The 25,181-nt window shown below is 60.0% G+C and carries 22 protein-coding genes; 19 read left to right on the forward strand and 3 right to left on the reverse strand.

The window, feature by feature from the left end:
• The first annotated feature begins 91 nt into the window (after window positions 1-91).
• Window positions 92-748, forward strand: coding sequence for a histidine kinase (locus ACP3RB_RS02270; protein ID WP_426699312.1), 657 nt, complete (start codon window positions 92-94; stop codon window positions 746-748).
• 189 nt (window positions 749-937) lie between these two features.
• Here the strand turns inward: ACP3RB_RS02270 and ACP3RB_RS02275 are convergent, their stop codons facing one another.
• A complete protein-coding gene (locus ACP3RB_RS02275) occupies window positions 938-1,171 on the reverse strand; it encodes a helix-turn-helix domain-containing protein (RefSeq protein WP_005505378.1) in 234 nt (77 codons plus the stop codon).
• A 361-nt stretch (window positions 1,172-1,532) separates the two neighbouring features.
• Between ACP3RB_RS02275 and ACP3RB_RS02280 the strand changes: the two genes are divergently transcribed.
• From ACP3RB_RS02280 to ACP3RB_RS02290, 3 genes are all read left to right on the forward strand, one after another.
• A complete protein-coding gene (locus ACP3RB_RS02280) occupies window positions 1,533-2,225 on the forward strand; it encodes an SAF domain-containing protein (protein ID WP_303966482.1) in 693 nt (230 codons plus the stop codon).
• The gene (locus ACP3RB_RS02285; protein ID WP_315342027.1) at window positions 2,222-3,913 is read left to right on the forward strand and encodes an AAA family ATPase; all 1,692 of its coding nucleotides are present in this window, start codon (window positions 2,222-2,224) and stop codon (window positions 3,911-3,913) included. Before ACP3RB_RS02280 ends, ACP3RB_RS02285 begins: the two co-directional genes overlap by 4 nt.
• A 325-nt stretch (window positions 3,914-4,238) precedes the next feature.
• Entirely contained in the window at window positions 4,239-5,813 is a 1,575-nt protein-coding gene (locus ACP3RB_RS02290; protein WP_294630711.1) for a sensor histidine kinase, read from the forward strand.
• 157 nt (window positions 5,814-5,970) lie between these two features.
• On the opposite strand, the gene ACP3RB_RS02295 is transcribed toward ACP3RB_RS02290, so the two are convergent.
• Window positions 5,971-6,219: a WhiB family transcriptional regulator gene (locus tag ACP3RB_RS02295; RefSeq protein WP_005505386.1), complete on the reverse strand. Its 249-nt coding sequence runs from the start codon at window positions 6,217-6,219 to the stop codon at window positions 5,971-5,973.
• A 481-nt stretch (window positions 6,220-6,700) separates the two neighbouring features.
• Between ACP3RB_RS02295 and ACP3RB_RS02300 the strand changes: the two genes are divergently transcribed.
• Window positions 6,701-7,141: an alpha-N-acetylglucosamine transferase gene (locus ACP3RB_RS02300; protein WP_294630713.1), complete on the forward strand. Its 441-nt coding sequence runs from the start codon at window positions 6,701-6,703 to the stop codon at window positions 7,139-7,141.
• Window positions 7,142-7,209: 68 nt separating this feature from the next.
• Here the strand turns inward: ACP3RB_RS02300 and ACP3RB_RS02305 are convergent, their stop codons facing one another.
• Entirely contained in the window at window positions 7,210-11,715 is a 4,506-nt protein-coding gene (locus tag ACP3RB_RS02305; protein ID WP_426699313.1) for an FtsK/SpoIIIE domain-containing protein, read from the reverse strand.
• A gap of 619 nt (window positions 11,716-12,334) precedes the next feature.
• Between ACP3RB_RS02305 and glf the strand changes: the two genes are divergently transcribed.
• The 14 genes from glf to ACP3RB_RS02375 all read left to right on the forward strand — a co-directional run bounded on the left by glf (window position 12,335) and on the right by ACP3RB_RS02375 (window position 25,030).
• Complete coding sequence (glf, locus tag ACP3RB_RS02310) at window positions 12,335-13,522, forward strand: UDP-galactopyranose mutase (RefSeq protein ID WP_426699314.1); 1,188 nt, start codon at window positions 12,335-12,337, stop codon at window positions 13,520-13,522.
• A gap of 2 nt (window positions 13,523-13,524) precedes the next feature.
• A complete protein-coding gene (locus ACP3RB_RS02315) occupies window positions 13,525-15,531 on the forward strand; it encodes a glycosyltransferase (RefSeq protein ID WP_315260497.1) in 2,007 nt (668 codons plus the stop codon).
• Complete coding sequence (locus tag ACP3RB_RS02320) at window positions 15,528-16,409, forward strand: ABC transporter permease (RefSeq protein ID WP_304193492.1); 882 nt, start codon at window positions 15,528-15,530, stop codon at window positions 16,407-16,409. The genes ACP3RB_RS02315 and ACP3RB_RS02320 overlap by 4 nt, the downstream gene beginning before the upstream one ends.
• A 4-nt stretch (window positions 16,410-16,413) precedes the next feature.
• Window positions 16,414-17,187 carry an ABC transporter ATP-binding protein gene (locus tag ACP3RB_RS02325; RefSeq protein WP_303978078.1) on the forward strand — a complete coding sequence of 258 codons (774 nt, stop codon included), beginning with the start codon at window positions 16,414-16,416 and terminating at the stop codon, window positions 17,185-17,187.
• 482 nt (window positions 17,188-17,669) lie between these two features.
• Window positions 17,670-18,932 carry a CpaF family protein gene (locus ACP3RB_RS02330; RefSeq protein ID WP_311468764.1) on the forward strand — a complete coding sequence of 421 codons (1,263 nt, stop codon included), beginning with the start codon at window positions 17,670-17,672 and terminating at the stop codon, window positions 18,930-18,932.
• A complete protein-coding gene (locus tag ACP3RB_RS02335; RefSeq protein WP_296702262.1) occupies window positions 18,932-19,786 on the forward strand; it encodes a type II secretion system F family protein in 855 nt (284 codons plus the stop codon). The genes ACP3RB_RS02330 and ACP3RB_RS02335 overlap by 1 nt, the downstream gene beginning before the upstream one ends.
• Window positions 19,783-20,715 (forward strand): type II secretion system F family protein, encoded by a 933-nt coding sequence (locus tag ACP3RB_RS02340; protein WP_049345773.1) that lies wholly within the window; start codon window positions 19,783-19,785, stop codon window positions 20,713-20,715. Before ACP3RB_RS02335 ends, ACP3RB_RS02340 begins: the two co-directional genes overlap by 4 nt.
• A gap of 108 nt (window positions 20,716-20,823) precedes the next feature.
• Window positions 20,824-21,051, forward strand: coding sequence for a hypothetical protein (locus tag ACP3RB_RS02345; protein ID WP_070676030.1), 228 nt, complete (start codon window positions 20,824-20,826; stop codon window positions 21,049-21,051).
• 5 nt (window positions 21,052-21,056) lie between these two features.
• Window positions 21,057-21,506 carry a TadE family protein gene (locus ACP3RB_RS02350; RefSeq protein WP_399548223.1) on the forward strand — a complete coding sequence of 150 codons (450 nt, stop codon included), beginning with the start codon at window positions 21,057-21,059 and terminating at the stop codon, window positions 21,504-21,506.
• Window positions 21,507-21,528: 22 nt separating this feature from the next.
• Window positions 21,529-21,993, forward strand: a complete 465-nt coding sequence (locus tag ACP3RB_RS02355; protein WP_426699315.1) for a pilus assembly protein TadE — start codon at window positions 21,529-21,531, stop codon at window positions 21,991-21,993.
• Window positions 21,956-22,519 carry a pilus assembly protein TadG-related protein gene (locus ACP3RB_RS02360; protein WP_426699316.1) on the forward strand — a complete coding sequence of 188 codons (564 nt, stop codon included), beginning with the start codon at window positions 21,956-21,958 and terminating at the stop codon, window positions 22,517-22,519. Before ACP3RB_RS02355 ends, ACP3RB_RS02360 begins: the two co-directional genes overlap by 38 nt.
• 190 nt (window positions 22,520-22,709) lie before the next feature.
• On the forward strand, window positions 22,710-23,837 hold the full coding sequence (gene prfB, locus ACP3RB_RS02365; protein ID WP_426699317.1) for a peptide chain release factor 2: 1,128 nt from the start codon (window positions 22,710-22,712) through the stop codon (window positions 23,835-23,837).
• A gap of 19 nt (window positions 23,838-23,856) precedes the next feature.
• Complete coding sequence (gene smpB, locus ACP3RB_RS02370) at window positions 23,857-24,351, forward strand: SsrA-binding protein SmpB (RefSeq protein WP_005508591.1); 495 nt, start codon at window positions 23,857-23,859, stop codon at window positions 24,349-24,351.
• A 214-nt stretch (window positions 24,352-24,565) separates the two neighbouring features.
• The gene (locus tag ACP3RB_RS02375; protein WP_311452100.1) at window positions 24,566-25,030 is read left to right on the forward strand and encodes a DUF4190 domain-containing protein; all 465 of its coding nucleotides are present in this window, start codon (window positions 24,566-24,568) and stop codon (window positions 25,028-25,030) included.
• The last annotated feature ends 151 nt before the right edge of the window (window positions 25,031-25,181 follow it).

The following is a 25,181-nucleotide window of genomic DNA, read 5'->3' on the forward strand; positions in this document are numbered from 1 at the left end:
AATTTGCTTCAAAAATCAGGCTCAAGAATCATTATTCGACCAGAAAATGCCCCGGTTCGTATCCGCACCCCTCCTCGGGTAGGGTCATAGTATGAGCATGGAAAAGTTCCTACGAGACATTGAGGCGCGCCTCGCCTCCGAACGCGCCTGGGATATGGAACAGGACGCCCGCCAAGTCGCCCGCGTCCAGTACTCCACCATCACCCTCGACGACCGCCTCCTCGCACAGGTCGGCGGCCCCATCCGCATCTGCGCCACTGACATGCAAACCTATGAAGGCAAGCTTGAAATGGTCGGCGAAGAATGGGTCAGCATCGAAGCGCGCGGCGAAAACATCATCTTCCCCCTGCGCGGAATGCTTTGGTGGGAAGGCGGCATTGCTCCCGGGCGCGCTGATATTCGCCCCGAACGCTACCGCATGAAAATCCAGCTCGCCCTGCGCTCCCTTGCCATGGCGCGCGAACCCGTCCGCCTTTCCCTCGAAGGTGGCACCGTCAGCTACGACGGCGTGATCGAGCGAGTTGGCGCCGACTTCCTCGAACTGCGCCTGCTCAACGGCGGCCAGTACCCGCGCATCTACGAACGCGACCAGCACGCGCGTGCAGCCTACGGTGCGCAGGGTGGTTACGGTCAGGCTGGTTACGGTCAGAGCGCCGCCGCCAGCTACTCCCGTGCACCTGGCGGTGCTGGCGTGCGCACCATTCCGCTGGCTCGTATTAGCGCAGTCATCGCTCGTATTTCACGCTAGGGCACAGGGTGAATAGCGGGCAGTGCCCTCCGTGGGCACGCCCGCAGAAACGCCTCGACAACCATAAATACCCTGATGAAAGCGACAATAAACACAAAAAGGTCCGCCCCTCTCCGTTGAAATCTCAACGAGAGGAGCGGACCTTTTAAAGCACTCGAGCATTACGCCCGCGAGGTGCATGTTGAAATACTAATCAACCTTAGCCTTTGCGGTGAGCTTGCCGGAAGCAATCGCCTCCAGAGTCTGCTCGTGGCGCTCGGTAATGTACTCTTCAAAACGAGAACGCTCAATACGCCACTGGTTACGTCCACCAATCTGAATGGCGGGAAGTTCGCCGCTACGCACCAGAGCACGCACCTGCGAAAGCGAAACCTGCAGCTCCTCGGCAACGTCGCTCAGAGTGAGGAAACGAGGTGCAGTCATCGAATTATTCCTTTCCGTGAGTGAAATCCTGGGCCCCCTAGCCACCGTTGGCGGCCTTTTACATAGAGTCCATACAGAACATCTATTGAGTACTTTCAGTATATGCCATCACCGTGAAATTTGCTCACAAAAAGCCTTATATGAGCTGAAAAGTTATCTAATTACCCCTTCAAAAGGGGCAAGACTCAAAAATATTTCATAAACACGACTCTTGTTGAGAGAGAGTACTAAATGAAATATGCTGTTAGGGTTAGTGTCAGACTCAACCAAAGCACTATCGAAAACACACCACTCGCTCATCGGTCAGTTGAACAACACCGGAATCACCGCCGGCTTCCGCACCGAAAGGCACAACCACATCATGCGCATACGACAGAACGCGACGAAGCGTTCCACCCTCACCGAGCCCCACGCCAAACGCCTCAAAAGGCCCACCATCAAAGACTGGCGATTCATCCTCGGTGTACTTCTCGTGCTCGTCTCCATCACCGGCGTGCAGCTCTACGTGCAAGCCAACAACAGCAAAACCGAGTACTACACCGCCAAAAGCGAAATCCGCCTGGGCGAGAAGATTACCGAAGACAAACTCACCCGAGTCGAAGCGAACATCGACTCCGCCAAAGACAAGTACTTCACCCGCGCCGAAGCCGCACAGATGAACGGCAAAATCGCCACCCAGCGCATCCCCGCTGGCAACTTCATCAGCAAAGAATCGGTAGGCACCGAAACCTCCCCGGGCCGCCGCCTCGCCACCGTCAGCATTGACCGCACCGCCGCCTCCGCACTGAAGGCAGGCGAGCGCGTGGATGTGTGGACCTCTGGCCCGCGCAACCCCGACACCAAGAGCGATAACCGCACCGAAAACGGTGCCCGCGCCATCGTCACCAACGCCGAAATCGTCGCCGTAACGGTCGACGAAGGCGTGCTCGGCGCCAACGGCAAGGCAACCGTGCAACTGTGGGTCAAGGAAGAAGCCCTCGCCGCCCTGGTCAAGGAAAGCAATAGCGACTCCAAGATTAGCCTCATCCCCGGCACCTACGGGGAGGGCCAGTGAACATCCCCGTCATCCTCTACGGCGATGACGGCTCGCTCCTGAACCGCATCGAATCCCAGCGCGGCCGCGTCTCCGTGGCGCGCACCGTGCAGGACTTCAGCGAAGCCGTCGGCATGGCGCACACCGGCATTGCCCGCGTGCTGCTCTGCGCCCACGTGCCCGCCGAAATGAGCGTCTCCACCGTGGACGCGCTCGCCGCCTCCGAAGTGCTCCTGGCGGTCATCGCCCCGGACAACCTGCCGCTGCCCACGCAGGCGCACCGCATCCGCCCCGAAGCTGCCCTCGAGGAGATCCTGGGCTCGCTCGAACAGGCTGTGGATGCGGCACTCGCCCGACCCGTAGCAGGCTACGGCGTGCCCGCGCAGATTCCGACTCAGCCGCCCGTTCAGCCCGTTGCCCACCGCCCCGAGGCCGCCTACGGTCAGGATGCAGGGTACGGCTACGACAGTGGATACAGCGGCTACGGTCAGGGTTACGGTGCTGCTGGCTATGGTGCGGGCGGCTACGGCGCGGGCGGCTACGGCGCGGGTGGCTACGGGTACGACCCCGCCGCGGGCGCCGCCTCAAACACCGCCGCGCCCTACGGCGCCGACTATGGAAGCTACGGAATCGACCCCGCGGCACCCGCTGGAAACGCACCCGGTGCACCCGGCGCGCACGACCCGGCAGAAGCCTCCTCCGTTGCGCCCAGCAACGAGGAATCCGTGCTCAGCCAGGCCGCCGCCATCGTCGACTCTTTCGCACCCGGTAGCGACTACGCCCTGCACGTGCAGAATGAGAACAACGACGGCACCCTGCCTCAGCACCCGGACATCAACCAGGACCCTGAGGCGCCCTCCCGCTACCAACCCGGCCACCGCCTCGGCAAGATCGTGACCGTCTGGGGCACCCACGGCGCGCCCGGTCGAAGCACCATTGCCTTCAACCTCGCCGCCCTCGCGGCGCAGCAGGGCCAGCAGGTCTGCCTCATCGACGCAGACACCTACGCGCCCAGCCTGGATGCACTCATGGCGCTCGAGGACACCGGCTCCGGCCTGGCAATTCTCTGCTCGGACGCCGACCGTGCCCAGCTCGACGAGAAAAAAGCCGGCGCCATCATGGAGCGCGTGCCCCTCAAAAACGGCACCTTCGACTTCTTGAGCGGCATCACTTCCTCCTCGCGTTGGCCCGAGGTGCGCGCCCGCGCCTTCTCCGAAGTACTCGAATGGCTCAAGCACCGCTACGACCTGGTCATCTGCGATGTTGCCGCCCCCATCGAGGTCGACGAGGAACTGACCTTTGACGGCCCGGCACCGCGCCGTAACGCCGCGACCCTCACCGCGCTCGCCTGTGCCGACCGCGTGATTACGCTCGGTGAAGCGGACGTCATCGGCCTGCCGCGCCTGATTAACCTCGCCCGCGAGGTGCAGTCGCGACCGGATCTTTTCGCCCCCGAAACGGATGTGCAGTACTGGCTCAACCGCAGCCGCCGCGAAGCCGCAGGGTTCAACCCCGAGGCGAAGATGCGCGATAACTGGGCGCGCTACCTGCAGGTTCCGCTCACCGGCGTGATTCCGTACGAGCGTAAGGTCATGGACCGTTTGCGCCGCAACGGTGAAGCGCTGCTGGAGGTGGCGCCCCGCCACGCGGTGGTGCAGTCCCTGGAGGCGATGCTTGAGGGCATGTATGCGGTACGCCCTGGCGCGTAAGCCCGTCAGATAAGTCCGTCAGATAAGCTCGTCAGATAAAACTAGTGCTGCTCAAAGACCCGGCTTGTTGAGGTGTCCCGTTCAGAGGCTCCGGCAGGCCGGGTTTTCTGCGTCTCAAGCGGATTTAGGGTAGGGGAGTAGTGCGAATATTTCACTTCAAAATTGAGGGGTTTATCTCACCTCACAGCGTCATATTTGGGAATAAAAGCATGCTTCAAGAAATGCTCTGTAAACTATTCCAGGTATTGCCGTTTGAATGGGAATTGCGGCGAGCAAACCGTAAAATAGTTGAACCCACCCGAACTCATGGGAAGCACACAAACATATGTCTTTTGCAGAAGGAATTATGAGCGCCTGCGACTTCGGTCCCGGCGACACTGAACGCGTTCACCTCATCATGGGTGAATGGCAGGTCATCTCTGATATCGCTCAGAGCGATCTGGTTCTATGGTTCCCCACCGATTACATCGTTGCCGACGGCAGTTCCCCGGACGCCGTCTCCGGCCCCAGCGAAACCAGTACTTTCCGCGCCTTCGCGCACGTGCGCCCCTCCAACGTCCGTACCCTCTTCCACCACGACATCATCGACCACGACATGGAAGACGGCATCCGTGACGAAGCCTACCGCGTCTGGATCAACCAGAACATCAGCACCTACACCGACGAAGGAAGCGGTGAAGGCGTTGGCGCCCGCCCGCGCGTGAACGTGACCTTCGTGCCCATCGTGCGCAACAACCGAACCATTGCGTTGCTGACCAGCCACAAGATTGCTACCCCCAATGGTTACCCCTCCATCAGCGACGAGGTCTACGAATTCGCCGCTGACACCATGCTCTCCATGGTGCACTCCGGCCTGTGGCCCGACCCCCTCGCTCAGGGCAACAACACCCAGGGCAACCCCCGCGTGATTGACGGCATTATTGTGCTCGACCGCTCCGGCCGTGTGGTCGTCGCTTCCCCGAACGCGAACTCCATGTACAACCGCATGGGCATGACCGGCTACCTCGAAAAGCGAAACCTTGCCGATGTCACCCGAGCGATGCTGCCTGCCGGTGAGCAGGCGGATGAAACCCTGCAGCTGGTCCTTGCCGGTCGTAGTGACCTGCGCACCGAACTGGTCATTGCCCGCGCTCGCGTGACCATGCGCTCCATCCCGCTACTGGTGCAGAGGCGCGCCCGCCTTGAGAGTGAGGGCGCCGTGATTCTCTGCCGTGACGTGACCGAGTTGCGCCGCCGCGAGCTGGAGCTCATGACGAAGGACGCGACCATCCGCGAAATTCACCACCGCGTGAAGAACAACCTGCAGACCGTGTCCGCTCTGCTGCGCCTACAGTCGCGCCGCATGACCACGGAGGAGGCGCGTCAGGGCCTGGAGCAGGCGATGCGCCGCGTGGCAACGATTGCTACCGTGCACGAGGCGCTCTCGCAGGGTCTGACTCAGAACGTTGACTTTGACGAGCTGATTGAGCGTCAGTTCCACCTTGCCGCTGAGCTTGCTTCCCCCGGCCAGCATGTGTCCACCAAGCTGATTGGCTCCTTCGGCGCGTTGCCGAGCCAATTCGCTACCCCTCTGGCTCTGGTCATTAACGAGGTTGTCGCGAACGCCGTGGAGCACGGTCTGGACGGCGAGACCGGCACCGTGACCCTTGAGGGCATTCGCGGTACCAACGATGAGGGCGAGAATATCCTCACCGTCGTGATTACCGATGACGGTAAGGGCATGGGCGATAAGAAGATTGAAGAGTCCGGCCCGGACGCCTACCGCCCGGTGACCGGCAAGGAAGGCCTGGGCATGCAGATTGTGCGTACCCTGGTGGCGAGCGAGCTGAACGGCTCGATCCGCTGGGAGGCTAACGAGCCGACCGGTACCCGCGTGGTGATTACCGCGGTGCTCGTCTAAGCCCCTTGCTCGTATGACGTTATAGAGCTGCCGCCGCCCCGAGCACGGGGTGGCGGCAGTTTGCTGTCTAGATAGGTTCTGTATATGGCAAAAGCGTGGTGCAGTGATATTGAATCACTGCACCACGCTTTTGATGCCCTATTGAATACTCCGGAAGTTAGGATGCACGGCGGGCACGAGCTGCGCGACGCTTCATCGCACGACGCTCGTCTTCACTGGTGCCACCCCATACGCCGGAGTCCTGGCCGGTCTCGATGGCCCACTTCAGGCAGACGTCTACAACCTCGCAAGAGCGGCAGACAGTCTTGGCCTCTTCAATTTGCAACAGGGCAGGTCCGGTGTTTCCTACGGGGAAGAACAGCTCCGGATCCTTGTCCAAACAAGCTGCACGACTACGCCAATCCACGGTGGACCTCCTTCATGATTTACGGTCTCACGCGGTGGCAAGACACATCTATATTTCCTGTGTGCGTGTCAACCACATCCGCTGATGGGATGCTCACCCAGCGTTAGGGTGAAAATTGACTTATCAACTTTCGCATGTTGGAGCGGATGTGACAAGTACTTTTCTCTAAAAACTTCAGTATTACACTGAGGCATCTATCACTTAGGCAAACCTTTGTCTAATCGAGGGGTGGGGAATCGCATGCTGACACGCATCTTCTGAACCCCCGTCTCATAGGAGAGACTCGGGCGGCTGGGTGAGCGGCACCTCAGGCATAATATAAAGCGGTACCTACCCCCGACATACCGCACCGATGACGAGGCGGTGCACCCGAGACGGGGGAGCGCCCACCCGCTAATGCACCAGCACATCGGAAACATACCAGCACATCGGATCGAATACACCCCGGTCTGCCGCCAACACTACCTCTGAGGAGCCCACCGTGCCGTCACGCCCGTTCAACGTCATCTACGCATTCGTTCTGACCGAAACCTTCGCGGCATACATTCTGATTCGCGGTATCCTCTACCCCTTTATCGTCAGCGAGATGTCTACCGCCCAGGCGATTGTGGGTGGCGTACTCCAGGTGCTCATCGCCGCGGGCATGACCTACTTCGGCCTGCGTTTCTACCGCGGCCGCTTCGGTTCGCGCCTGCCCATGATCCTGATTACCCTCTGCGCCCTGTGGGTCACCGCAAGCACCCTCGTCTTGAACGTGAGCGCTTACGGCCTGAATATTGGCCAGTCCATCACGATTGCGGGTGTTATTGGCGCGGCGGCTGCCTTCATCTTCGTGCTCATGCCCAGCAGCCGCCGCTATATTGAGGCGGTCACCGAGGCGTCGGGCGAAGAAGCGGAGAAGTATAGTCGCCGACGCCGCTAAACCCCTCCCAGAGCGTAGATCTCTAGAGCGTAAACCCCCAGAGCCGCTAAACCCTAGACCGCTCAACTTTAGACCCCTACCGGCACCTTCTGCGTAGCTGCTACAGCCTGTGCTGCCGTGCTCAGCGCCAGGGGAACCTGCGCCGCGCACACGGAGGCGCCATCCACCACCACGAGACGACCGGCGGGCTGCTCACCCTGCGTGAATCGATCCAGCGGCAGCGCGGTCACCGTGCACATGTCGGCATCCGCCAGGGACGCGGGCGCGAGCAGAAGCGCACGCGAGCATCCCATGAGCGCAGCCAGCAGGGGTGAGGAGGCGCGCCTCGGCCAGGGCGTGTAGGCGACCAGCATGGCGCGGAACTCGCTGCGACGCTCCAGAAGTAGCTGCTGAACGGCGGGGGAGAGATACTGCAGGTCATCGACGAACACGAGCGTGTGCGCGGGGTCCTTCACCGAGTCCAGGAGCGCACGGGTACGCTCCACGCTCGGCGGCTCACCCGTAGCGCCGCCAGAACCCTCAAGGACGAGGGCGCTCAGTTGCGGGTTAAGCTGAGCAATACTCTCCAGCAGGGTGCTTTTACCCGCCGCCCGGGAGCCCTGCACCGGAACTACCGCGCCAGCCGGGGCGCTCAACCACACCGGCATCTGCTGGCGGTCAAACGCGACCAAGAGCTTAGCGCCCTGCGGATTGCAGGCGGCGTGGGCGGCGGTCACGTACTCGGTCGAGGGCATGCGATAGTATTCGGGGAACTGCCGCAGAAGCATGCCGGGGCGAGTGTTTGACCCGCTAGAAGCGCTCGCGGCGTTACCCCGCAGAACCTGAACCAGCTCCTGGAAACCCGCAACACAGGGCGAAAGAATCGAAGCGCTCAGCGGCTGATCCCCAATCAACTCCTCATTGATGGAACCCTCCACGCAGTAGTGGCTCTGTGCCGGGGCGGGGTAGTCCTTGCTCGTGGAACGCATCAGGTCGGCATCCAGGAAGCGGCGGCTCAGCAGCGTGGAATGCGCCGCAGCGGCGAAACGACCGCGCGGGTTCAACGCGGAGGTGAACACCACCGAATAGCCGCGACGGCACCCCTGCGAGAGCAGGTCGTAGAGCAGGTTCTCCGTATCGGGTTGGCGAACCAGCGCTTCCAACCAACTGTCCAGACCGTCCACAACAATGAGCGGGCGGGTGGAGCCCTCGGTGCCCCACAGGTTCGGGGTGCGCAGCTGCTCCAGGCAGAACCGCAGATGCGAAAGTTCCTGCGCCCCCACGAGCGCCTCAAAAACGCCAGCATAGGGTTCCAGGTCTCGGTAGAGTGCACCGTCAGAGGTCAGCAGAACAACCGGCGTGCGGGCGGTGAATGCCTGAGCTAAAAGCCCGTAGAGCATCGGGGCCCGTTCGGCACTCTGCGCCAGCAGCGCCAGCGCCTGCTGACCCGACCAGCTGATCGGGCGGCGCACACCGTAGCGGGCAATCTCCAATTCACCCAACAGATACCCTTCGGATGCGGCACCAGAGTCAGCGGGTTCCTGCGGGGCAGCCGCCGGGTCAATGCCGTACGCTACCGGTTCGTTCACCGGCGCCTGTACCGCGGGCAGCGGGGTGTTCTCGGGAAGCTCCGGCGGAATCGGGCAGTATTCATCCTGAACCTCCGCATTCTTCTGCTCACCCCTCGGTGCGTGACTCCTCGGTGCGTACTCGCGTTCATAGAGCGCACGAAGCTGCTGCGCCGAACGAATCAGCAGCTCATCCTCATTGCTACCCAACGTCTGAACGGCAGAAGCGGCAGTCAGCTCACGCCAGCCGCCCTCCTCAAGACCCAGCACCTGCACCGGACGGGCATCGCTGCTCGATGGGACCGCATCAACCAGTGGGGCGCGGAACGGCAGGGAACGACCATCCGGCAGACGCACATACCCGGCACCCGGATGCGCCGCCGAAATATACGCCGCAGACTCATGCTCCAGCAGGTTATAGGAATCCTGTGCGCTCGCCACACGTAGACAAATGCTCGTGGCAATATTGGCGCGAATATCCTGCGAAATGGCACCCTGCGGACGCTGAGTCGCCAACACCAGGTGCAGACCCAGCGAGCGGCCAATCGTGGCGATGCGCATCAGCTCAGCCATAGCGTCCGGCATGGAATCGATGAGCATGCGGAACTCATCCACCACAATCAGCAGCTCGGGGTAGCGCGGAGTGGTGCCCGCCGCCTGGCAGGAGACCAGGTAGTCGCGGTAAGAGTTCACGCCGAGCGCCTGCAGATCCACCTCGCGGCGGTGAATATCGGCGCGCAAAAATTCGAGCGCACGCTCCACCGCGGACACATCAAAATTGCTCAACACGCTGAGTGCATGCGGCAGCTGAGCCAGAGGACCCAAACCCGCCGAGCCCTTGAAATCCACCAGAATCAGGCCGAGGCGCTCGGGTGGGTAACGTAGCGCAGCGCTGAGCACCAGTGAACGCAGTAGCTGCGATTTGCCGGCACCGGTCGTGCCACCGAGCAGCCAGTGCGGGCCGTGCTCAGACAAGCCAATATTCAGCGAACCGCCCGAAGAAACACCCAGGTAGCAGCGAATATCGGAGGCGTAACGCTGAGCGGACCAGCGCTGCAGAACAGACTCCACCGCCATGTCATCGGTGCGGTTCTTCTGCCGTGCGCTCTGCGCCTGGAGGGAAGAGAAGAGATGCGCCGACTGGTGCACCTGCGCCTCACTGAGCGCGCCCTGCTCCTGTTCGCACCCGGCGCGGTACAGGTTCTCAAGAGCGGCACAGAACGCCTCAACGCTGAGCCCATCGGCGTGCTGGCACAGACCCTCACACGCCAGAGGATGCACTTGGTAGACACCCTCGGTGGGCTGCACCGCAGGCGCCACATAACCCTGCGCACGGTATCGGATACTCTGACGGTGGCTACCCTCACTCACGCACTCAACCCAGGCGGCACCAAACAGCGCGCCGGGTGCGTGGGCGGAACTATCACCCTCAGCGCTGCCCAATACGCAGAGCGCCGGGGCGTTCATCTTCTGCTCACGCGGGGAGGCGAACGCACGGGACTGCGAAGACTCCGCGACCGCCCCAGAAGTCAGCGCGGTCAGCAGCGGAGCGTAGATAGCGCTCGCCTGCAGGGGCATGAGAATCAGCGGCGGAACAGATGCCGAAAGCTCCGACTGCAAGCTGCTCTGCAGCGCCTGCAGATACTTCTCCTGCTGCACGCCCGGCAGACAACGCACGCTCACGCCCGGCACCACAGCCAGAGTCTGCACCAGACGGTTGATTCGCTGCTGATCAGTGCTATCAGCGCCAGCCAGTAGAACGTGTACCGAACCCGGATAACCCGCCACCAGCTGCACCAGGTAGGCGCGCAGGTGCGCCTCCTCCAGCTTCAGGTAGTGACCGAGAGTCGGGGTGGGGAGCGGTAGATAGTGGGGTGAATCCTGCTTCTCCAGAGTGCCCAGCGGGAGGTTGCGGCCGCGCAGGTAGGGCTGGCGAGGGCCGCACCCGAGCACAATAGCCGGGTAGACGGCATCATGCAGGGCAGAGGGGCCCGAAATCGCCAGGTCGCCCGCGGTCGGCAGGGCGAGGGCACGTTCCTTCTCCTGCAGCGCCGCCTGATGAGTCTGCTGCGATGCGGCACGGTTCTCCGCCCGACCGCCAAAGAAATGCAGAAGCATCAGCAGCGAAGACGCCGCAGACATCAGCAGAAGGAACCACATGCCGGTCACCAGCGCAATAATCAGACCCACCACAATCGGCAGGCACACGCTCAACAGAATCTGTTTGAGCTTACGCGGCGCCGGAGGGTTTACCACCACCGGCTCGAAGGGGTTGCTGGCATTGCCCAGGGGAGCGAGCGTCTGTGCGGGCTCGCCAGAGGAAGATTCGGGGGAAGAAGCGAGGGAAGAGCCGGGGGTAGCGGTGGCGGTGCTCGCATTCTGTGCGGTGTGTTCGCCGTCGGCGCTGGGTGAGGTGAGCATGCAAAGTGAGGATCCGAGGCGGAAAGGCTCGTTCCAGCGCAGGATGCGCGGCTCAGCGCCCTGCGCCCTCTTGCCACCCTGCGCCTTCTCACTACTCTCGTTCGCGGCGGGGCGCTTCTCAATCCAGCGGATGCCGGAGCTGTCGGCGTAGAAGTTGCCGTGCACCGGCTTGAGGAAGGGGTCCTGCAGGTGAATATGGCGTGGCTGTTCTCCTCCGCGGGCAGCTAGTGCCGCCCTGCCGAGGCTGGTGCGGCCGCGGCTGATGGGGAAGGTTGCGCCCGCGTCGGGTCCGCGCAGAATGTGCAGGAGGCTAACGGCGGGCGCGTTCGGAATGTGGTTATTGAGCGCAATCGAGGCGCCGACGGGGTCCTGATTGTGCGCGGGGCGCAGCTGGAACGTTGCCTCTTGTACCTTGGCGTGCGCGCCGGGCGCGCAGTGTTGCAGGGCTTGGTTGAGTGCCTGCTCTAGGGCCTGCTGGTTTGCGCTACCCGCGCTGCCGGGGTGCAGCTGTATTCCGTTGGGTGCCGCCTCGCCGTCGAGTCGGAGTACGCGGGGGTAGGGGAGCGCATCGGTGGTGTTGTGGTGGTCGAGAAAGAAGAGAGTCATACCCTCAGAAAACATTAAAAAGCATTAAAGCTCAATAAATCACCTTTATATAAACTTACATGTTCGTATTTTTTGAATTTTTCACCCCATTTTTCAAAAATTTGTGGATAAACCGCCCCAACCACCGCTTGCCTGTGCCAGCGTGTATCCCCAAATGTGCCGGTAGGGGTGCTTCTTTGTGGCGCATGGGAGCCTTGAAAAACCCGCCCTAACCCACCCCTGTATCTGCGGCTCTACGCGGCGGCTAACTGCCACAGTAAACAGGGCAGGGTGAATATTTACCCGTAAACAAAATTCCTTCCCAAAAAGCGGACCGTAAAAATGCGCAGAAGAAAGAGCTTTCTTGAACCCGCTTGACCTCGGGGTTCGTGAAGAATATTCACCCAGGGAAAGAGTGTGCGAACAATAGTCCAAAAGCCCCTAAAAGCACGTCATAAGTATGCGTAGTGCTTGATAAACAGGTATCTTAGATTATGACTATATCCATCGCGGGAGGGGCTTTTTATACCCAACCGTGCGGATTGCGGCGCGACTGAGAACCCTCGGATGTGTCCAATCTGGTAGGTGAATACCGCCCTCGCAGAAGCGGCGGTGCGCCGTGATAATACAGGAGAAAACATTGACCGCTGACCTCGTAGTAGTCGGTTCGGGCCTCTTTGGTCTGACCATCGCAGAACAGGCTGCCACTGAGCTGGGCCTGAAGGTTGCCCTGCTGGACCGCCGTTCCCACATCGGTGGTAACGCATACAGCGAGAAGGAGAAGCAGACCGGTATTGAGGTGCACCGCTACGGTGCGCACCTGTTCCACACCTCCAATGAGCGTGTCTGGGAGTACGTGAACCGTTTCACCGAGTTCACCAACTACGTACACCGCGTGTACACCCGCCACAACGGCATCGTGTACCCCATGCCCATTAACCTGGGTACCATCAACCAGTTCTTCAACGCCGCTTACTCTCCCGCAGAGGCAAAGGCGCTCATCGCTGAGCAGGCTGGCGAGCTGGCTGGTACCGACCCGCAGAACCTGAACGATAAGGGTATCTCCCTGATTGGTCGCCCCCTGTACGAGGCGTTCATCAAGCACTACACCGCTAAGCAGTGGCAGACCCCGCCGGAAGAGCTGCCCGCGTCCATCATTTCCCGCCTGCCGGTTCGCTACACCTACGACAACCGTTACTTCAACGACAAGTACGAGGGTCTGCCCGTTGACGGCTACGCAGCATGGCTGGAGCGTATGGCGGCGCACCCGAACATTGAGGTGCACCTGAACACTGACTTCTTCGAGCCCGGTCACCAGTACTCTCGCGAGAACGTTCTGGGTCAGATTCCCGTGGTCTACACCGGCCCGGTTGACCGCTACTTCGACTACGCTGAGGGCGACCTGTCCTGGCGTACCATCGACCTGGAAGAAGAAGTCCTGCCGATTGAGGACTTCCAGGGTTGCTCCGTGATGAACTACCCCGATGCTGATGTTCCGTTCACTCGCATCCACGAGTTCCGTCACTTCCACCCCGAGCGTGACTACACCAAGGACGCAACCGTCATCATGCGCGAGTACTCTCGCTTCGCTGACAAGGGCGACGAGCCGTACTACCCGGTCAACACCTCCGTGGACCGTGAGAAGCTGCTGGCGTACCGCGACCTGGCTAAGGGCGAGAACAATGTGCTGTTCGGTGGCCGCCTGGGTACCTACAAGTACCTGGATATGCACATGGCTATCGGTGCTGCACTGTCCATGTTCGACAACAAGATCCGCCCGCACTTTGCTGACGGTGCGAAGCTCGAGTCCGGTGGTGTTGACGCATAACCATGGCTGATAAGACTTTGAAGAACCTGCAGCGGGTTATTTTCCCGAGCGCAGTTGAGACCGACGTTGTTCCCCTGTACGTGGATGCGAGCGTTGCAACCGGCGTTCAGCTGCCCACCCGTATTGACGGTGACGCTTCCACCTCCATTGCGGAGGCGATGAACACCTCCGGTCAGTCTGTGTCGAGTGCCAGCGCGAACCGTGATGCCGCGAACAGCCTGAACAGCCGCCGCTCCATCACCGTGAACGCGGGTCAGAGCTTGTCTTTCGGTACGTACTTCAACGCGTTCCCCGCCTCGTACTGGCGCCGCTGGACCGACCTGAAGAAGGTCGTTCTGAGCGTTCAGACTCGCGGCGAGGGCATGGTCATTGTGTACAAGTCCAATGGCCGTGGTGTGATTCAGCGCGTGGATGCGAAGCTGCTCTCCGGCGAGGAGACCAACACCTTCACCCTGCCCCTGGCACCGTTCGGTGACGGCGGCTGGTACTGGTTCGACCTGGCTGGCACCGGCGACCTTGAGCTGATTGAAGCGAACTGGCTGGGCGACATTGAGCCCCGCGCAGACGTGAAGGCCGGTCAGGCGACCGTGCAGATTACCACCATGAACAAGGTGGAGTACTGCATCAACAACATTCGTGCTCTGGGTGAGAGCCCCGAGATTTTCGATGCTGTGCACGAGTTCCTGATTGTGGATCAGGGCACCCAGAAGGTGCAGGACCACGAGGACTTCGAAGAGGTCGTCAAGCCCCTCTCCGGTAAGTTCCGCATTATCAACCAGGGCAACCTGGGTGGTTCCGGCGGCTTCTCGCGCGGCATGTTCGAGGCTGTCAACAACGGCTCCGACTACGTGCTTCTGCTCGATGACGACGTCATCGTTGAGCCCGAGTCGATTCTGCGTATGGTGACCTTCGCGAACTACTGTAAGGAACCCACCATCGTGGGTGCGCACATGTTCGACATGTTCGACCGTTCGGTCCTGCACGCATTCGGTGAGGTTGTTGACCCGTGGCGTAACTTCTACGCTAAGCCGCACGAAGATATGGCGATGGGCCACAACCTGGGCCACCACAACCTGCGTAACACCCCGTGGCTGCACCGCCGCGTGGACGTGGACTACAACGGTTGGTGGATGTGCCTCATCCCGACCACCGTCATTAAGGAAATCGGTCTGTCTCTGCCCCTGTTCCTGAAGTGGGATGACGCTGAGTACGGTCTGCGCGCTAAGGCTGCGGGCTTCGCTACCGTGTCCTTCCCCGGTGCGGGCGTGTGGCACGTGTCCTGGACTGATAAGGATGACTCCGTCGGCTGGCAGGCGTACTACCACGAGCGCAACCGCCTCATTACGGCGCTGCTGCACTCGCCCTTCGATAAGGGTGGCCGCGTGCTGCTGGAGTCCCTGTTCTTGGACGTCAAGCACACCCTGTCCATGCAGTACTACACCGAGGCTGGCCGCTTGATGGCGCTGGAGGATCTGCTCTCCGGCCCCGAGCACCTGCACCCCTCGCTCTCGCAGCGTCTGCCGGTGATTCGTGCGATGGCTCAGGAGTACCCGGAGTCTCAGGTGAAGCCGAACGTGGATGACTTCCCGGCTATTCAGACGAAGAAGCCTCCGTTCCGTGGTCGCCGTTCCTTCGCATCCCCCGGTTACAAGAAGCTTGCTTCGTGGACCGCGAAGACTGTTGCTCGTCAGCTGTTCAAGCCGGTGAGTGAAGAGGCGAAGGCTCACCCGCAGATTCAGTTGAACTACGGTGAGACGAACTGGTGGACCCTGTCGAAGTTCGATTCGGCTCTGGCGACTAACGCTGAGGGTACCGGTCTGTTCTGGTACCGCCGCGACCCCGAGCAGCTCAAGTCGAAGCTGGCTCAGGCCGCTAAGCTGCACGTTCAGCTGGTGACCGGCTGGGATAAGCTGCGTGAGCAGTACCGTGCGAAGGCTGCTGAGGTTGCCTCCTACGATGCGTGGGCTAAGACCTTCGCTGAGCATACGGATTCTGAGCTGACCCGATGAACGATCTGAAGTCTGTTCCCCTGAAGGCGCCCGGCCGTGGGCGCGGCATCCTGGATGCGGTGAAGAACCGCTACCTGCTTCGACTGCTGGTCGATAAGGAAATCCAGGTCCGCTACCGCGGCTCGGTGCTGGGCATTTTGTGGTCGTACATTAAGCCGGGTGTGCAGTTCCTGGTGTTCTACATTGCCATGGGTATGTTCCTTGGCTTGGAACGCGGTATGCACAACTATGCGGTGTACCTGTTCTCGGGCATGATTGCCATTAACTTCTTCTCGGAGGGTTTTGGCAATGGTGCTCGCGCCATGGTGGTTAACAGCGCGCTGATTCGTAAGATTTACCTGCCGCGTGAGCTGTTCTCGCTGTCGACGGTGTGGGTGGCTCTGGTGCATTTTGTGCCTCAGATCGCCGTGATGTTGCTGGCCTGCTTCTTGGTGGGTTGGTCCCCGACCTTCCTGGCGTTTGGGTCGATTCTGGCGGGCATGCTCATCGTGATGCTGTTGTCCTATGGTCTGGGTCTGATTTTCGGTGTGGCTAACGTGTTCTTCCGCGATTCGGAGAACATTGTGGACATGCTGCTGATGGTGGCTACCTGGTTCTCGCCGGTGCTGTACTCCTGGACCATGGTGCGTGACACCCTGTACCCGTGGGTGTTCAACGTGTTCATGCTTAACCCGCTGACCGTTGCGGTGGAGCTGTTCCACTATGGCTTCTGGCATCCGACGCTCCGTCCTGAGGATTTGGCGCTCCCTGCTTCGCAGGTGGTTCCGCATCTCTTCAGCTTCTGGACTCCGATTGCCATTGGCATTTCTCTGCTGACCGTTTTGATTGGTGATTTGCTCTTCCGTAAGTTTGAGGGCAACTTCGCCCAGGAGCTCTGATTCTGTGGATATTAAGAAGCTTGAGTTCCCGCCGGTGAGCCCGGACGCTCCCGTGGTGATTCACGTGGAGAATTTGGTGAAGCGCTTCGTTCTGCGCCACACCCGTTCGATGAAGGAAGCTTTTGTTTGGCTGATTAAGGGCCGCAAGGGCGATCTTTCGGAAAAGTTCAATGCGCTCAACGGTGTGAGCCTGGATGTTCGTCAGGGTGAGCGTGTGGCTCTTCTGGGTCTGAACGGCTCGGGTAAGTCCACGCTGCTGAAGATGATTTCTGGCGTGATGCGCGCCGATGAGGGTGAGGTTCTCACTCGCGGCAATATTGCGGGTCTGATTGAGGTGGGTGCTGGTTTCCACCCGGATCTGACTGGTCGCGATAACGTGTACCTCAACGGCGCGATTTTGGGTATGTCCAAGGAGGAGATTGAGGCTTCCTTCGATTCGATTGTGGATTTCGCTGAGATTCACGACTTTATCGATACCGAGGTGAAGTTCTACTCTTCGGGTATGTACCTGCGTCTGGCGTTCTCGGTTGCGGTTCATACGAACCCGGATATCTTCCTGGTGGATGAGATTCTTGCGGTGGGCGATGAGCCGTTCCAGAAGAAGTGTATTGCGAGGATTCAGGAGCTGTGCTCTGCCGGTAAGACTCTTGTCGTTGTGAGCCATGACCTGGATCTGGTTTCTAAGATTTGTGACCGCGGCGTGGTGCTGGAGCACGGTAACCTGCGTTTTGACGGTCCGATTAAGGAAGCCGTGAAGGTGATTCGTGGCGGCGACTAGCCGCTAGATGATTGCTGGTGATGGGGCGTGTATTCCCGATGGGGGAGTGCACGCCCCTTTGCTGTGCCCGAAAGTTATACCCGAGAAGTTGCTGTTGCTCGATAGGGTTCTAACGTTTCGGCATGGGCGGCATGGGTACTAGGGGCGGCAGACGGCGACTGCGGGGTTTTAAGACGAAATGTTACGTGTGCACCGCGTGCAATATAACGGTGAGCAGCGGTAGGCGGTTCGAGAGGTGCACGCGCCACTGTTCTGCAAGTCACAGCTGACTAGGCGTTTTGGATTTTGATGCACATTGGGTAACGATGTGTGCAATTCTGTGCATCAAAAATACTCAAATACTATACTCGTAAATATTAAGGGGCGTTTTATTACATTTTGATAAATTTGATGCGCTGAGGGTAAGGTGATGATGGCATTGATGCATCAATGCTTCACCGTATTCCACACAACCACACCACGCACAGCATCGGATCATTTCAATGGAGAACACCGTACTGGATATCCGGGCGGAGCATCTAACTCTGCTCGAAGAAAATATCCGTGAGGCAATGCGCCACCGCAGCCTGGACCCGCACGAGGACCAGCACGCCGTTCGCGGACTCATTGACGAGCACCTGAACGATTACGAACAGCGACGCGCCCGCATCTCCCTGCCCGATTTGGGCGATCGCGAATCCGTGATTCAGCGCCTGCACGATGAAATCTGCGGCTTCGGCGTGATTCAGCCGTTCCTTGATGATGAGAGCGTTGAAGAAATCTGGATCAACTCTCCCGATGAAATCTTTATTGCCCGCAACGGCGAAAGCGAATTGACCGGCCTGCACCTGAGCGCCGAGGCGATCAATAGCCTACTGGAACGTATGCTCAAGCCTTCGGGTCGTCGTGTGGACCTTTCCTCCCCGTTTGTTGACGCCTCCCTGCCGGATGGCTCCCGTTTGCACGCGGTGATTCCGGATATTACCCGCAGGCACACGAGCATTAACATCCGTAAGTTCGTGGTGCGTGCCCGCCGCCTGCCCGACCTGGTGCGCATGAACTCGCTGAGTGCCGGCGCGGCATCCCTGCTGCACGCGGCGGTGGAGAGCGGCATGAACATCCTTGTGTCGGGTGCGACCCAGGCGGGTAAGACCACGATGCTGAACTGCCTGTCGGCATCTATTCCGCCGCGTGAGCGCGTGATTACGTGCGAAGAAATTTTTGAGCTCGCGGTTCCGCTCCGCGATGTGGTGGGTCTGCAGTGCCGCCAGCCGAACCTTGAAGGCACCGGTGCGATTGAGCTGCGCCGCCTGGTCAAGGAGGCTCTGCGTATGCGCCCGGACCGCATCCTCATTGGCGAGGTGCGTGAGGCGGAATCCCTGGATATGCTCATTGCGCTCAACGCGGGTCTGCCGGGTATGTGCACGATTCACGCGAACTCGGCGCGTGACGCGGTGACCAAGATTTGTACCCTGCCGCTGCTGGCGGGTGAGAATATTTCCTCGGCGTTCGTGGTGCCGACCGTGGCGTCCTGCTTTGACATTGTGGTGCATTGCGGTCGCGATTCGCGTGGTCAGCGTCAGGTCGAAGAGATTAGCATGCTGGGCGGTCGCGTTGAGGACGGCGTGATTGAGATGTCCCCGCTGTTTGTGCGTCGTGACGGTCAGATGGTGTGCGTGGCGTTGGAGCTGCCGAACCCGGACCGTTGGATTCGTGCCGGTCACCGCCCCGAGCAGGTGCTGGCGGCGGCGAAGGCGGGTCAGTAATGCCTCTGTTTCTGAGCCTGATTTTGGGGTTGGGCGTCTGCCTGATTTACCTTTCCTGCTTTCCTGATAATGGCAAGCCGCCGAAGCCGAGTAACGACCCGGCGCTGGTTGTGGCGCTGCGTAAGGCGGGTATGCATTCGCTGACTCCACGCACGTTCATGTGGGTGAGCGTTGCCAGCGGCGTGAGCGCGTCGGTTCTGCTGCTGATGCTTACTCAGCTTCTGCCGCTGGGTCTGCTGGGCCTGATTGGTGGTTTTGTGGCGCCTCGCGTGGTCGTGAATCATCGTGCCCGCGCGGCGGATGCCCGTATTTGGCAGTTGTGGCCGGATGCGGTGGACCACCTGCGTTCGGCGATTCGTGCGGGTTTGTCCCTGCCGGAGGCGTTGATTCAGCTCTCGTACCGCGGCCCGGAAGAGCTGCGTGATGCTTTCGCTCATTTTTCGCGTGATTACCGTGCGTCGGGTGAGTTTGTGCCGTCGCTGAACCGTTTGAAGGAGTACCTCTCTGACCCGGTGGCGGACACCATCATTGAGGCTTTGAAGATTGCCCGCGAGGTGGGCGGTTCGGACCTGGGTAAGCTGCTGGGTACGCTGAGTGATTTTCTGCGTGAGAATGCGCGTACCCGTTCGGAGCTTCTGGCGCGTCAGTCGTGGACCGTAAATGCGGCTCGCCTTTCCTGCGTGGCGCCCTGGTTTGTGCTGTGTCTGATGGCGACTCAGCCTGCCGCGCGCATGGTTTATAACTCGTTTGCCGGTGCGATGCTGATGATTGCCGGCGCCGCTATTTCTTTGGCGGCGTACCGCCTGATGCTGCGTATTGGTGAGTTGCCGCGTGAACGGAGGGTTTTCGGGTGAACCTGCCTCTGATTTTTGGTCTGCTGTTGGCGACCGGCGTGGGTCTGATTCTTTCATCGGTGCTGAATACTCGCAGTATTTCGTTCTCGGATCGTGTGGCGTCGCAGCTGCGCGGTGAGACTCTGCGCGAGTCGCTGTTGAAGGAGCAGGAGCGCCGCGAGCCGAGCCTGCTGGAGGCGATTTCGGCGTTCTGCGCGCCGCTTCTGCGTTCGTTGTCTTCGTCGTTGAGCGGCTCGTCGCTGAGTGATAGTTCGGTGCAGGAGCGTCTGCGTCGGGCTGGCTCTTCGCAGAGTGTGAGCGCGTTTCGTGCTGAGCAGCTGCTGTGGGCTCTTGCCGGGGTGACCGTCATGAGTGCCCTGACTGTTATCGGCGTGGTGCAGGAGCGTTTCTCCATCCTGGTGGCTCTTGTGCTGGTGCTGGTGAGCGGTTTGAGCGGCTTTCTGGCGCGTGACTGGTGGCTGGGCGAGGCGGTGACTAAGCGTGAGAAGCAGCTGGTCGCTGAGTTCCCGGCGCTGGCGGAGATGATGGCGCTGTCGGTGACGGCGGGTGAGTCTGCGCTGGCGGCTTTGGAGCGTATCTGTTTGACTTCTCGCGGCGAGTTGGCTCGTGAGTTTTCTGAGATTTTGGCGCAGACCCGCACCGGCGTTTCGCTCTTGAGTGCGCTGCAGGAGTTCGCGGAGCGTACTCGCGTTCCGGCGTTGAGCCGCTTCGTTGAGGGTATTGCTGTTGCGATTGAGCGCGGTACCCCTCTTGCTGATGTGTTGCGTGCGCAGGCTCAGGATGTGCGCGATAACGCTAAGCGTGAGCTGATGGAAACAGCAGGCAAGAAGGAGATTGCGATGCTTGCCCCGGTGGTGTTTTTCATCCTGCCGCTGACCGTAATTTTTGCGGTCTTCCCGGGCCTGTCGCTCATGCGTCTGAACTTTTAGATTTTGCGGCGGGTACACACCGTACCGGCCGCGCCGCGGTGGGCTGGGCTGATTGCCCGGTGCGCCGCACCAACCACACACTACACCCTTTGATTGAAGGAGAAAATCATGTTCCGTCGTTTCCGCACCACCCTCACCGTGCTGATCGCCCTGGCTGTCGCATCCGTGCTGGCTCTGCGCCTGAAGAACAAGCAGGATGACCCCGAGCGCGGCGACGTGCCCGGTTGGGTCATGATCACCATGATGAGCGCCGTGCTGGTTGCCGCTATCCTGGCGATTGCTCAGCCCGCTCTGACCAAGATGTTCAATGACGCGATTGCTCTGGTTCACCAGTAATGCGTATGCCCCGCTTCGCTTCTGAGCTGACTGCCGCTGAGCTCTCCTCCGCGGAACATTCTGTGGAGGATAGCGAGCGCGGTGACGCCAGCACGGAATTCGTCATGGTCGGTGCCCTGTTAGTGTTGCTGACCATGGCGATTCTGCAGGTTTCTTTCGCCCTGTACACACGAACCATGTTGGTGGATGCTGCAGCGGCTGGGGCACGTTACGGTACGATGCGTGACCGCACTCCGCAGGAGGGCATGGAGCGTACCCGTCAGCTGATTGAGGGGGCTCTTCCGTCTTCGTATGCTGAGAACATTTCGTACCGTCAGAGTAGTGATTCTACGGGTGTGCGCACTTTGGAGGTGACGGTGAAGTCTCCGTTGCCGGTGCTGGGTCCGTGGGGTTTTCCGGATTCTATTGAGGTGAAGGGGCATGCGATTTATGCGGAGCATCGTTCCGGTGATTAGTGGCTTTTCGCTTCGGCAGCGTGTGAAGGAACGTCTGAGGAGCCGGTCTGACCGGCGTCTTACTAGCCAGCACAGCCCCGAAGAGGGTAGCGCCATTGTGGAGTTCCTGGGTCTGGGTATTACTCTGCTCATCCCGGTGCTCTACGGCGTTCTGACGGTTTTTAGTTTGCAGTCTTCGGTGATGGCGGCTCATGCGGCGAGCGCCCAGGTGGTGCTGTACGTGCAGGAGCAACCGCAGGATTCGTCGGTGGGCCCGGATTTGGCTCAGCGTCTGGCGGTGCATGCTGCCGCGGATTACGGGGTTGAGCCCTCCGATGTGAGCGTGTCGTTGAGCTGTGCGTCGGGGGAATGCGTCTCAGGTACGAAGGCGTACGCCACGGTGACGGTTCAGGCGCGTTTGCCGCTGCTGCCTTCGTTTATGGGTGGCGGCGTGATTCCGGTGAGTTCTCATGCGACGAGTTGGGGGTCTGGTCATGCTGAATCCTAATGGTTCGCCGACGCGTGCCCACCTGCTCACTCGAGCCCACATGAAAATTCGAGCCAGTGTGCAGAGCCGGGCGCTCGCCTCTGACTCGCTTGCCTCTGAGCCTCTTGCCTCAGGCCCGGAAGAGGGCAGTATCGCCCCGTTGATTGTGGGCATGCTGGCGTTGCTTCTGCTCATCGGTTCGGTGACGGTGGCAATTACCGGCGCGTATCTGCAGACTCAGCATCTGCAGGATATGGCGGATGCTCAGGCGAACTCGATTACCCGCACGATCCGCACTCCGGAGGAGGCGAACAGTTCGGCAGCGTGGGAGTATGCGAGCGCGTACCTGGCGGAGGTTCAGCCGGGGCAGGATTTTCATGCGTTGCGTCTGGAGAATGTGTCCGTGGATTCTGACCACAGCGTGCACGTGTACCTGTCGGCTCGTATTCGTCCGCCGCTGCTGTCGATTCTGGTGCCTGATGGTATTGAGGTGACCGCTCATGGTTCGTCGCGTTTGAAGACGAGTCAGGGCCCGTCCACCGATTAGAGGCGTTGTGAGCCCCATAGACTGCGAGGGTGCATCCGCAAGGTAGTGTAACGGCTAGCGGATGTGCCCTCGTTTTATGCCTTCTTTTACGTCTTCGTTGCCCGCTATCTGCCCCATCCTTCTGCGCTGTGGGCTGTTGCGGGCTGTAACGGCGGGACTTTCTGGCCGTTTCGCGATAGTGTTAAAAGCTATGGCATCCTTCGACTTTTCTGCTGAGATTAAAGAGCTTCGCGCGATTTTCGACTCTATTGCTGCTGTGAGCGATATTGAGGGGATTGAGCGCGCCATTGAGGACCTGTCTGCGCAGGCTGCCGCACCCGATTTGTGGGATGACGTGGAGAACGCGCAGAAGGTGACGAGTGCACTGTCGTATAAGCAGTCGGAGCTGAATCGTCTGCGTTCGCTGTCTTCTCGCATTGATGATGTTGAGGTGATGGTGGAGCTTGCCGAAGCGGAGGATGAGGAGATTGCCGCCGAGCTGCTCGCTGATGCTGAGCGTGAGTGCGGTGAGATCCGCGCCAAGCTGGAAGAGCTTGAGGTGCTGGTGCTGCTCTCGGGTGAGTACGACCAGCGTGAGGCTGTGGTGACGATCCGTTCGGGCGCCGGTGGCGTGGATGCCGCTGATTTCGCGGAGATGCTGCTGCGCATGTACCTGCGTTGGGCGGAGAAGAACGGCTACCCGACGAAGGTTCTGGACACCTCCTACGCTGAGGAGGCGGGCCTGAAGTCGGTGACCTTTGAGGTGAATGCGCCGTACGCTTTTGGTCGCCTGTCGGTGGAAGCGGGTACTCACCGCCTGGTGCGTATTTCGCCGTTCGATAATCAGGGCCGCCGCCAGACGTCGTTCGCGGCGGTTGAGGTGATTCCTCTGATTGAGCAGACGGATGCTATTGAGATTCCCGAGTCTGAGATTAAAGTGGATGTGTTCCGCTCGTCGGGCCCGGGTGGTCAGTCGGTGAATACGACGGATTCGGCGGTGCGTATGACTCACTTGCCGACCGGTATTGTGGTGTCGATGCAGAATGAGAAGTCGCAGTTGCAGAACCGTGCGGCGGCTTTGCGCGTGCTGCAGTCTCGCCTGCTACTGTTGCGCAAGGAGCAGGAGGACGCGAAGAAGAAGGAGCTTGCCGGTGACATTAAGGCAAGCTGGGGCGATCAGATGCGTTCCTATGTTCTGCATCCGTACCAGATGGTGAAGGATCTGCGTACCGGCTACGAGGAGGGTAATGCCTCTAATGTTTTGGACGGCGGTTTGAACGCCTTTATTGATGCTGGTATTCGCTGGCGCGCTTCGGGGCGCGCGGCTGAAGAGAGCTAAGACGTATAAGGATTGAGTGATGGCTCAGAAAAAGAAGAAAGACGCGAAGAAGGACCCGAATAACGCGATTATTGCCCAGAACAAGAAGGCTCGCCACAACTACAACATTGTGGATACCTATGAGGCGGGCATTGTTCTGCTGGGTACTGAGGTGAAGTCTCTGCGTGATGGTGGGGCGTCCATTGTGGATGGTTTCTGCCAGGTGACCGATAACGAGTTGTGGCTCGAGGGTATTCATATTGCGGAGTACGGTTACGGTACGTGGACGAACCATGCGGCTCGTCGTCGCCGTAAGCTGCTGCTGCATCGTTCTGAGATTAATAAGTTGGCGCAGAAGCTGAAGGAGACCGGTTACACGGTGGTTCCGTTGAAGCTGTACTTCTCGAATGGCCGCGCGAAGGTTGAGATTGCTTTGGCGACCGGTAAGCGTGAGTACGATAAGCGTCAGGCGTTGCGTGAGCGTCAGGATGACCTGGAGGCGCGCCGCGCGATGCGTTACCGCAACCTCGGCTAGAGCTGAGACAAGGGCAGGGGCCTGTCTAGCCGGTCCCTGGCTATCCGGTCCCTGGCTAGCCGGTCCCTGGCTATCCGGTCCCTGGCTATCCGGGACCTATCTGGCCGGTCCCTGTCTAGCTGGTGACTGCGGCTGGGGTCTGGGAGCGTTTCCTCGCGTATAATGGTTGGAAATTCGTAGCGTACCGCGAGCACCATACTTTATGAGGAGACACATGTCTGAGAACCCGAACTACCAGCAGAACCCGGGCGAGTTCATTCCCGCACCGCAGCAGGCACCCGCATACAACATGCAGGGTGGCTACCCCGGCTACCAGCCGACCCCGAGCTCGGCGCTGGCGATTGCTTCGCTGATTCTGGGTATTATTGGTCTGCTGACTGGCTGGCTGATTTTCGGTGGCGTGCTGGGTCTGGTTGGCGTGATTCTGGGTATTGTTGCCCTGGTGAAGGTGAAGAATGGTACTGCCTCCGGTAAGGGCATGGCGATTGGTGGTATTGTCACCGGTGCGCTGGGCATGATTGTTGCTGTTGTTGTGCTGGTTCTGGGTTTGATCGGCATTGGTATGCTCAGCGAGTGCGCTGAGAATGCCGAGCCGGATTCGAACGGTAACTACGTGTGCACCATTCATGGCGAGACTATGACCATGAGCCCTAAGGAATATAAGGCTGTCCGCCGCTAAGTCGCGTTGAGTTTTCGAAACGTTGAGGGACCGAATAGTGTTGAACTATTCGGTCCCTTGCTCTTTTTCGGCGCTGAATCTGCCCGATTGGTGGATTCTGGGGGCTGAATCTGAAATCTTGGACTTCACAGATGACCCAAATGACGGCTTA

The sequence above is a fragment of the Rothia mucilaginosa genome, assembly GCF_049990865.1.
Classification (GTDB): Bacteria; Actinomycetota; Actinomycetes; order Actinomycetales; family Micrococcaceae; genus Rothia; species Rothia mucilaginosa_I.

Coding starts and splice junctions, on each gene's coding strand:
- ACP3RB_RS02270 (WP_426699312.1), top strand. CDS start 92: ATGAGCATGGAAAAGTTCCTACGAGACATTGAGGCGCGCCTCGCCTCC.
- ACP3RB_RS02275 (WP_005505378.1), bottom strand. CDS start 1,171: ATGACTGCACCTCGTTTCCTCACTCTGAGCGACGTTGCCGAGGAGCTG.
- ACP3RB_RS02280 (WP_303966482.1), top strand. CDS start 1,533: ATGCGCATACGACAGAACGCGACGAAGCGTTCCACCCTCACCGAGCCC.
- ACP3RB_RS02290 (WP_294630711.1), top strand. CDS start 4,239: ATGTCTTTTGCAGAAGGAATTATGAGCGCCTGCGACTTCGGTCCCGGC.
- ACP3RB_RS02305 (WP_426699313.1), bottom strand. CDS start 11,715: ATGACTCTCTTCTTTCTCGACCACCACAACACCACCGATGCGCTCCCC.
- ACP3RB_RS02315 (WP_315260497.1), top strand. CDS start 13,525: ATGGCTGATAAGACTTTGAAGAACCTGCAGCGGGTTATTTTCCCGAGC.
- ACP3RB_RS02320 (WP_304193492.1), top strand. CDS start 15,528: ATGAACGATCTGAAGTCTGTTCCCCTGAAGGCGCCCGGCCGTGGGCGC.
- ACP3RB_RS02330 (WP_311468764.1), top strand. CDS start 17,670: ATGGAGAACACCGTACTGGATATCCGGGCGGAGCATCTAACTCTGCTC.
- ACP3RB_RS02335 (WP_296702262.1), top strand. CDS start 18,932: ATGCCTCTGTTTCTGAGCCTGATTTTGGGGTTGGGCGTCTGCCTGATT.
- ACP3RB_RS02345 (WP_070676030.1), top strand. CDS start 20,824: ATGTTCCGTCGTTTCCGCACCACCCTCACCGTGCTGATCGCCCTGGCT.
- ACP3RB_RS02350 (WP_399548223.1), top strand. CDS start 21,057: ATGCCCCGCTTCGCTTCTGAGCTGACTGCCGCTGAGCTCTCCTCCGCG.
- ACP3RB_RS02360 (WP_426699316.1), top strand. CDS start 21,956: ATGCGACGAGTTGGGGGTCTGGTCATGCTGAATCCTAATGGTTCGCCG.
- prfB (WP_426699317.1), top strand. CDS start 22,710: ATGGCATCCTTCGACTTTTCTGCTGAGATTAAAGAGCTTCGCGCGATT.
- smpB (WP_005508591.1), top strand. CDS start 23,857: ATGGCTCAGAAAAAGAAGAAAGACGCGAAGAAGGACCCGAATAACGCG.
- ACP3RB_RS02375 (WP_311452100.1), top strand. CDS start 24,566: ATGTCTGAGAACCCGAACTACCAGCAGAACCCGGGCGAGTTCATTCCC.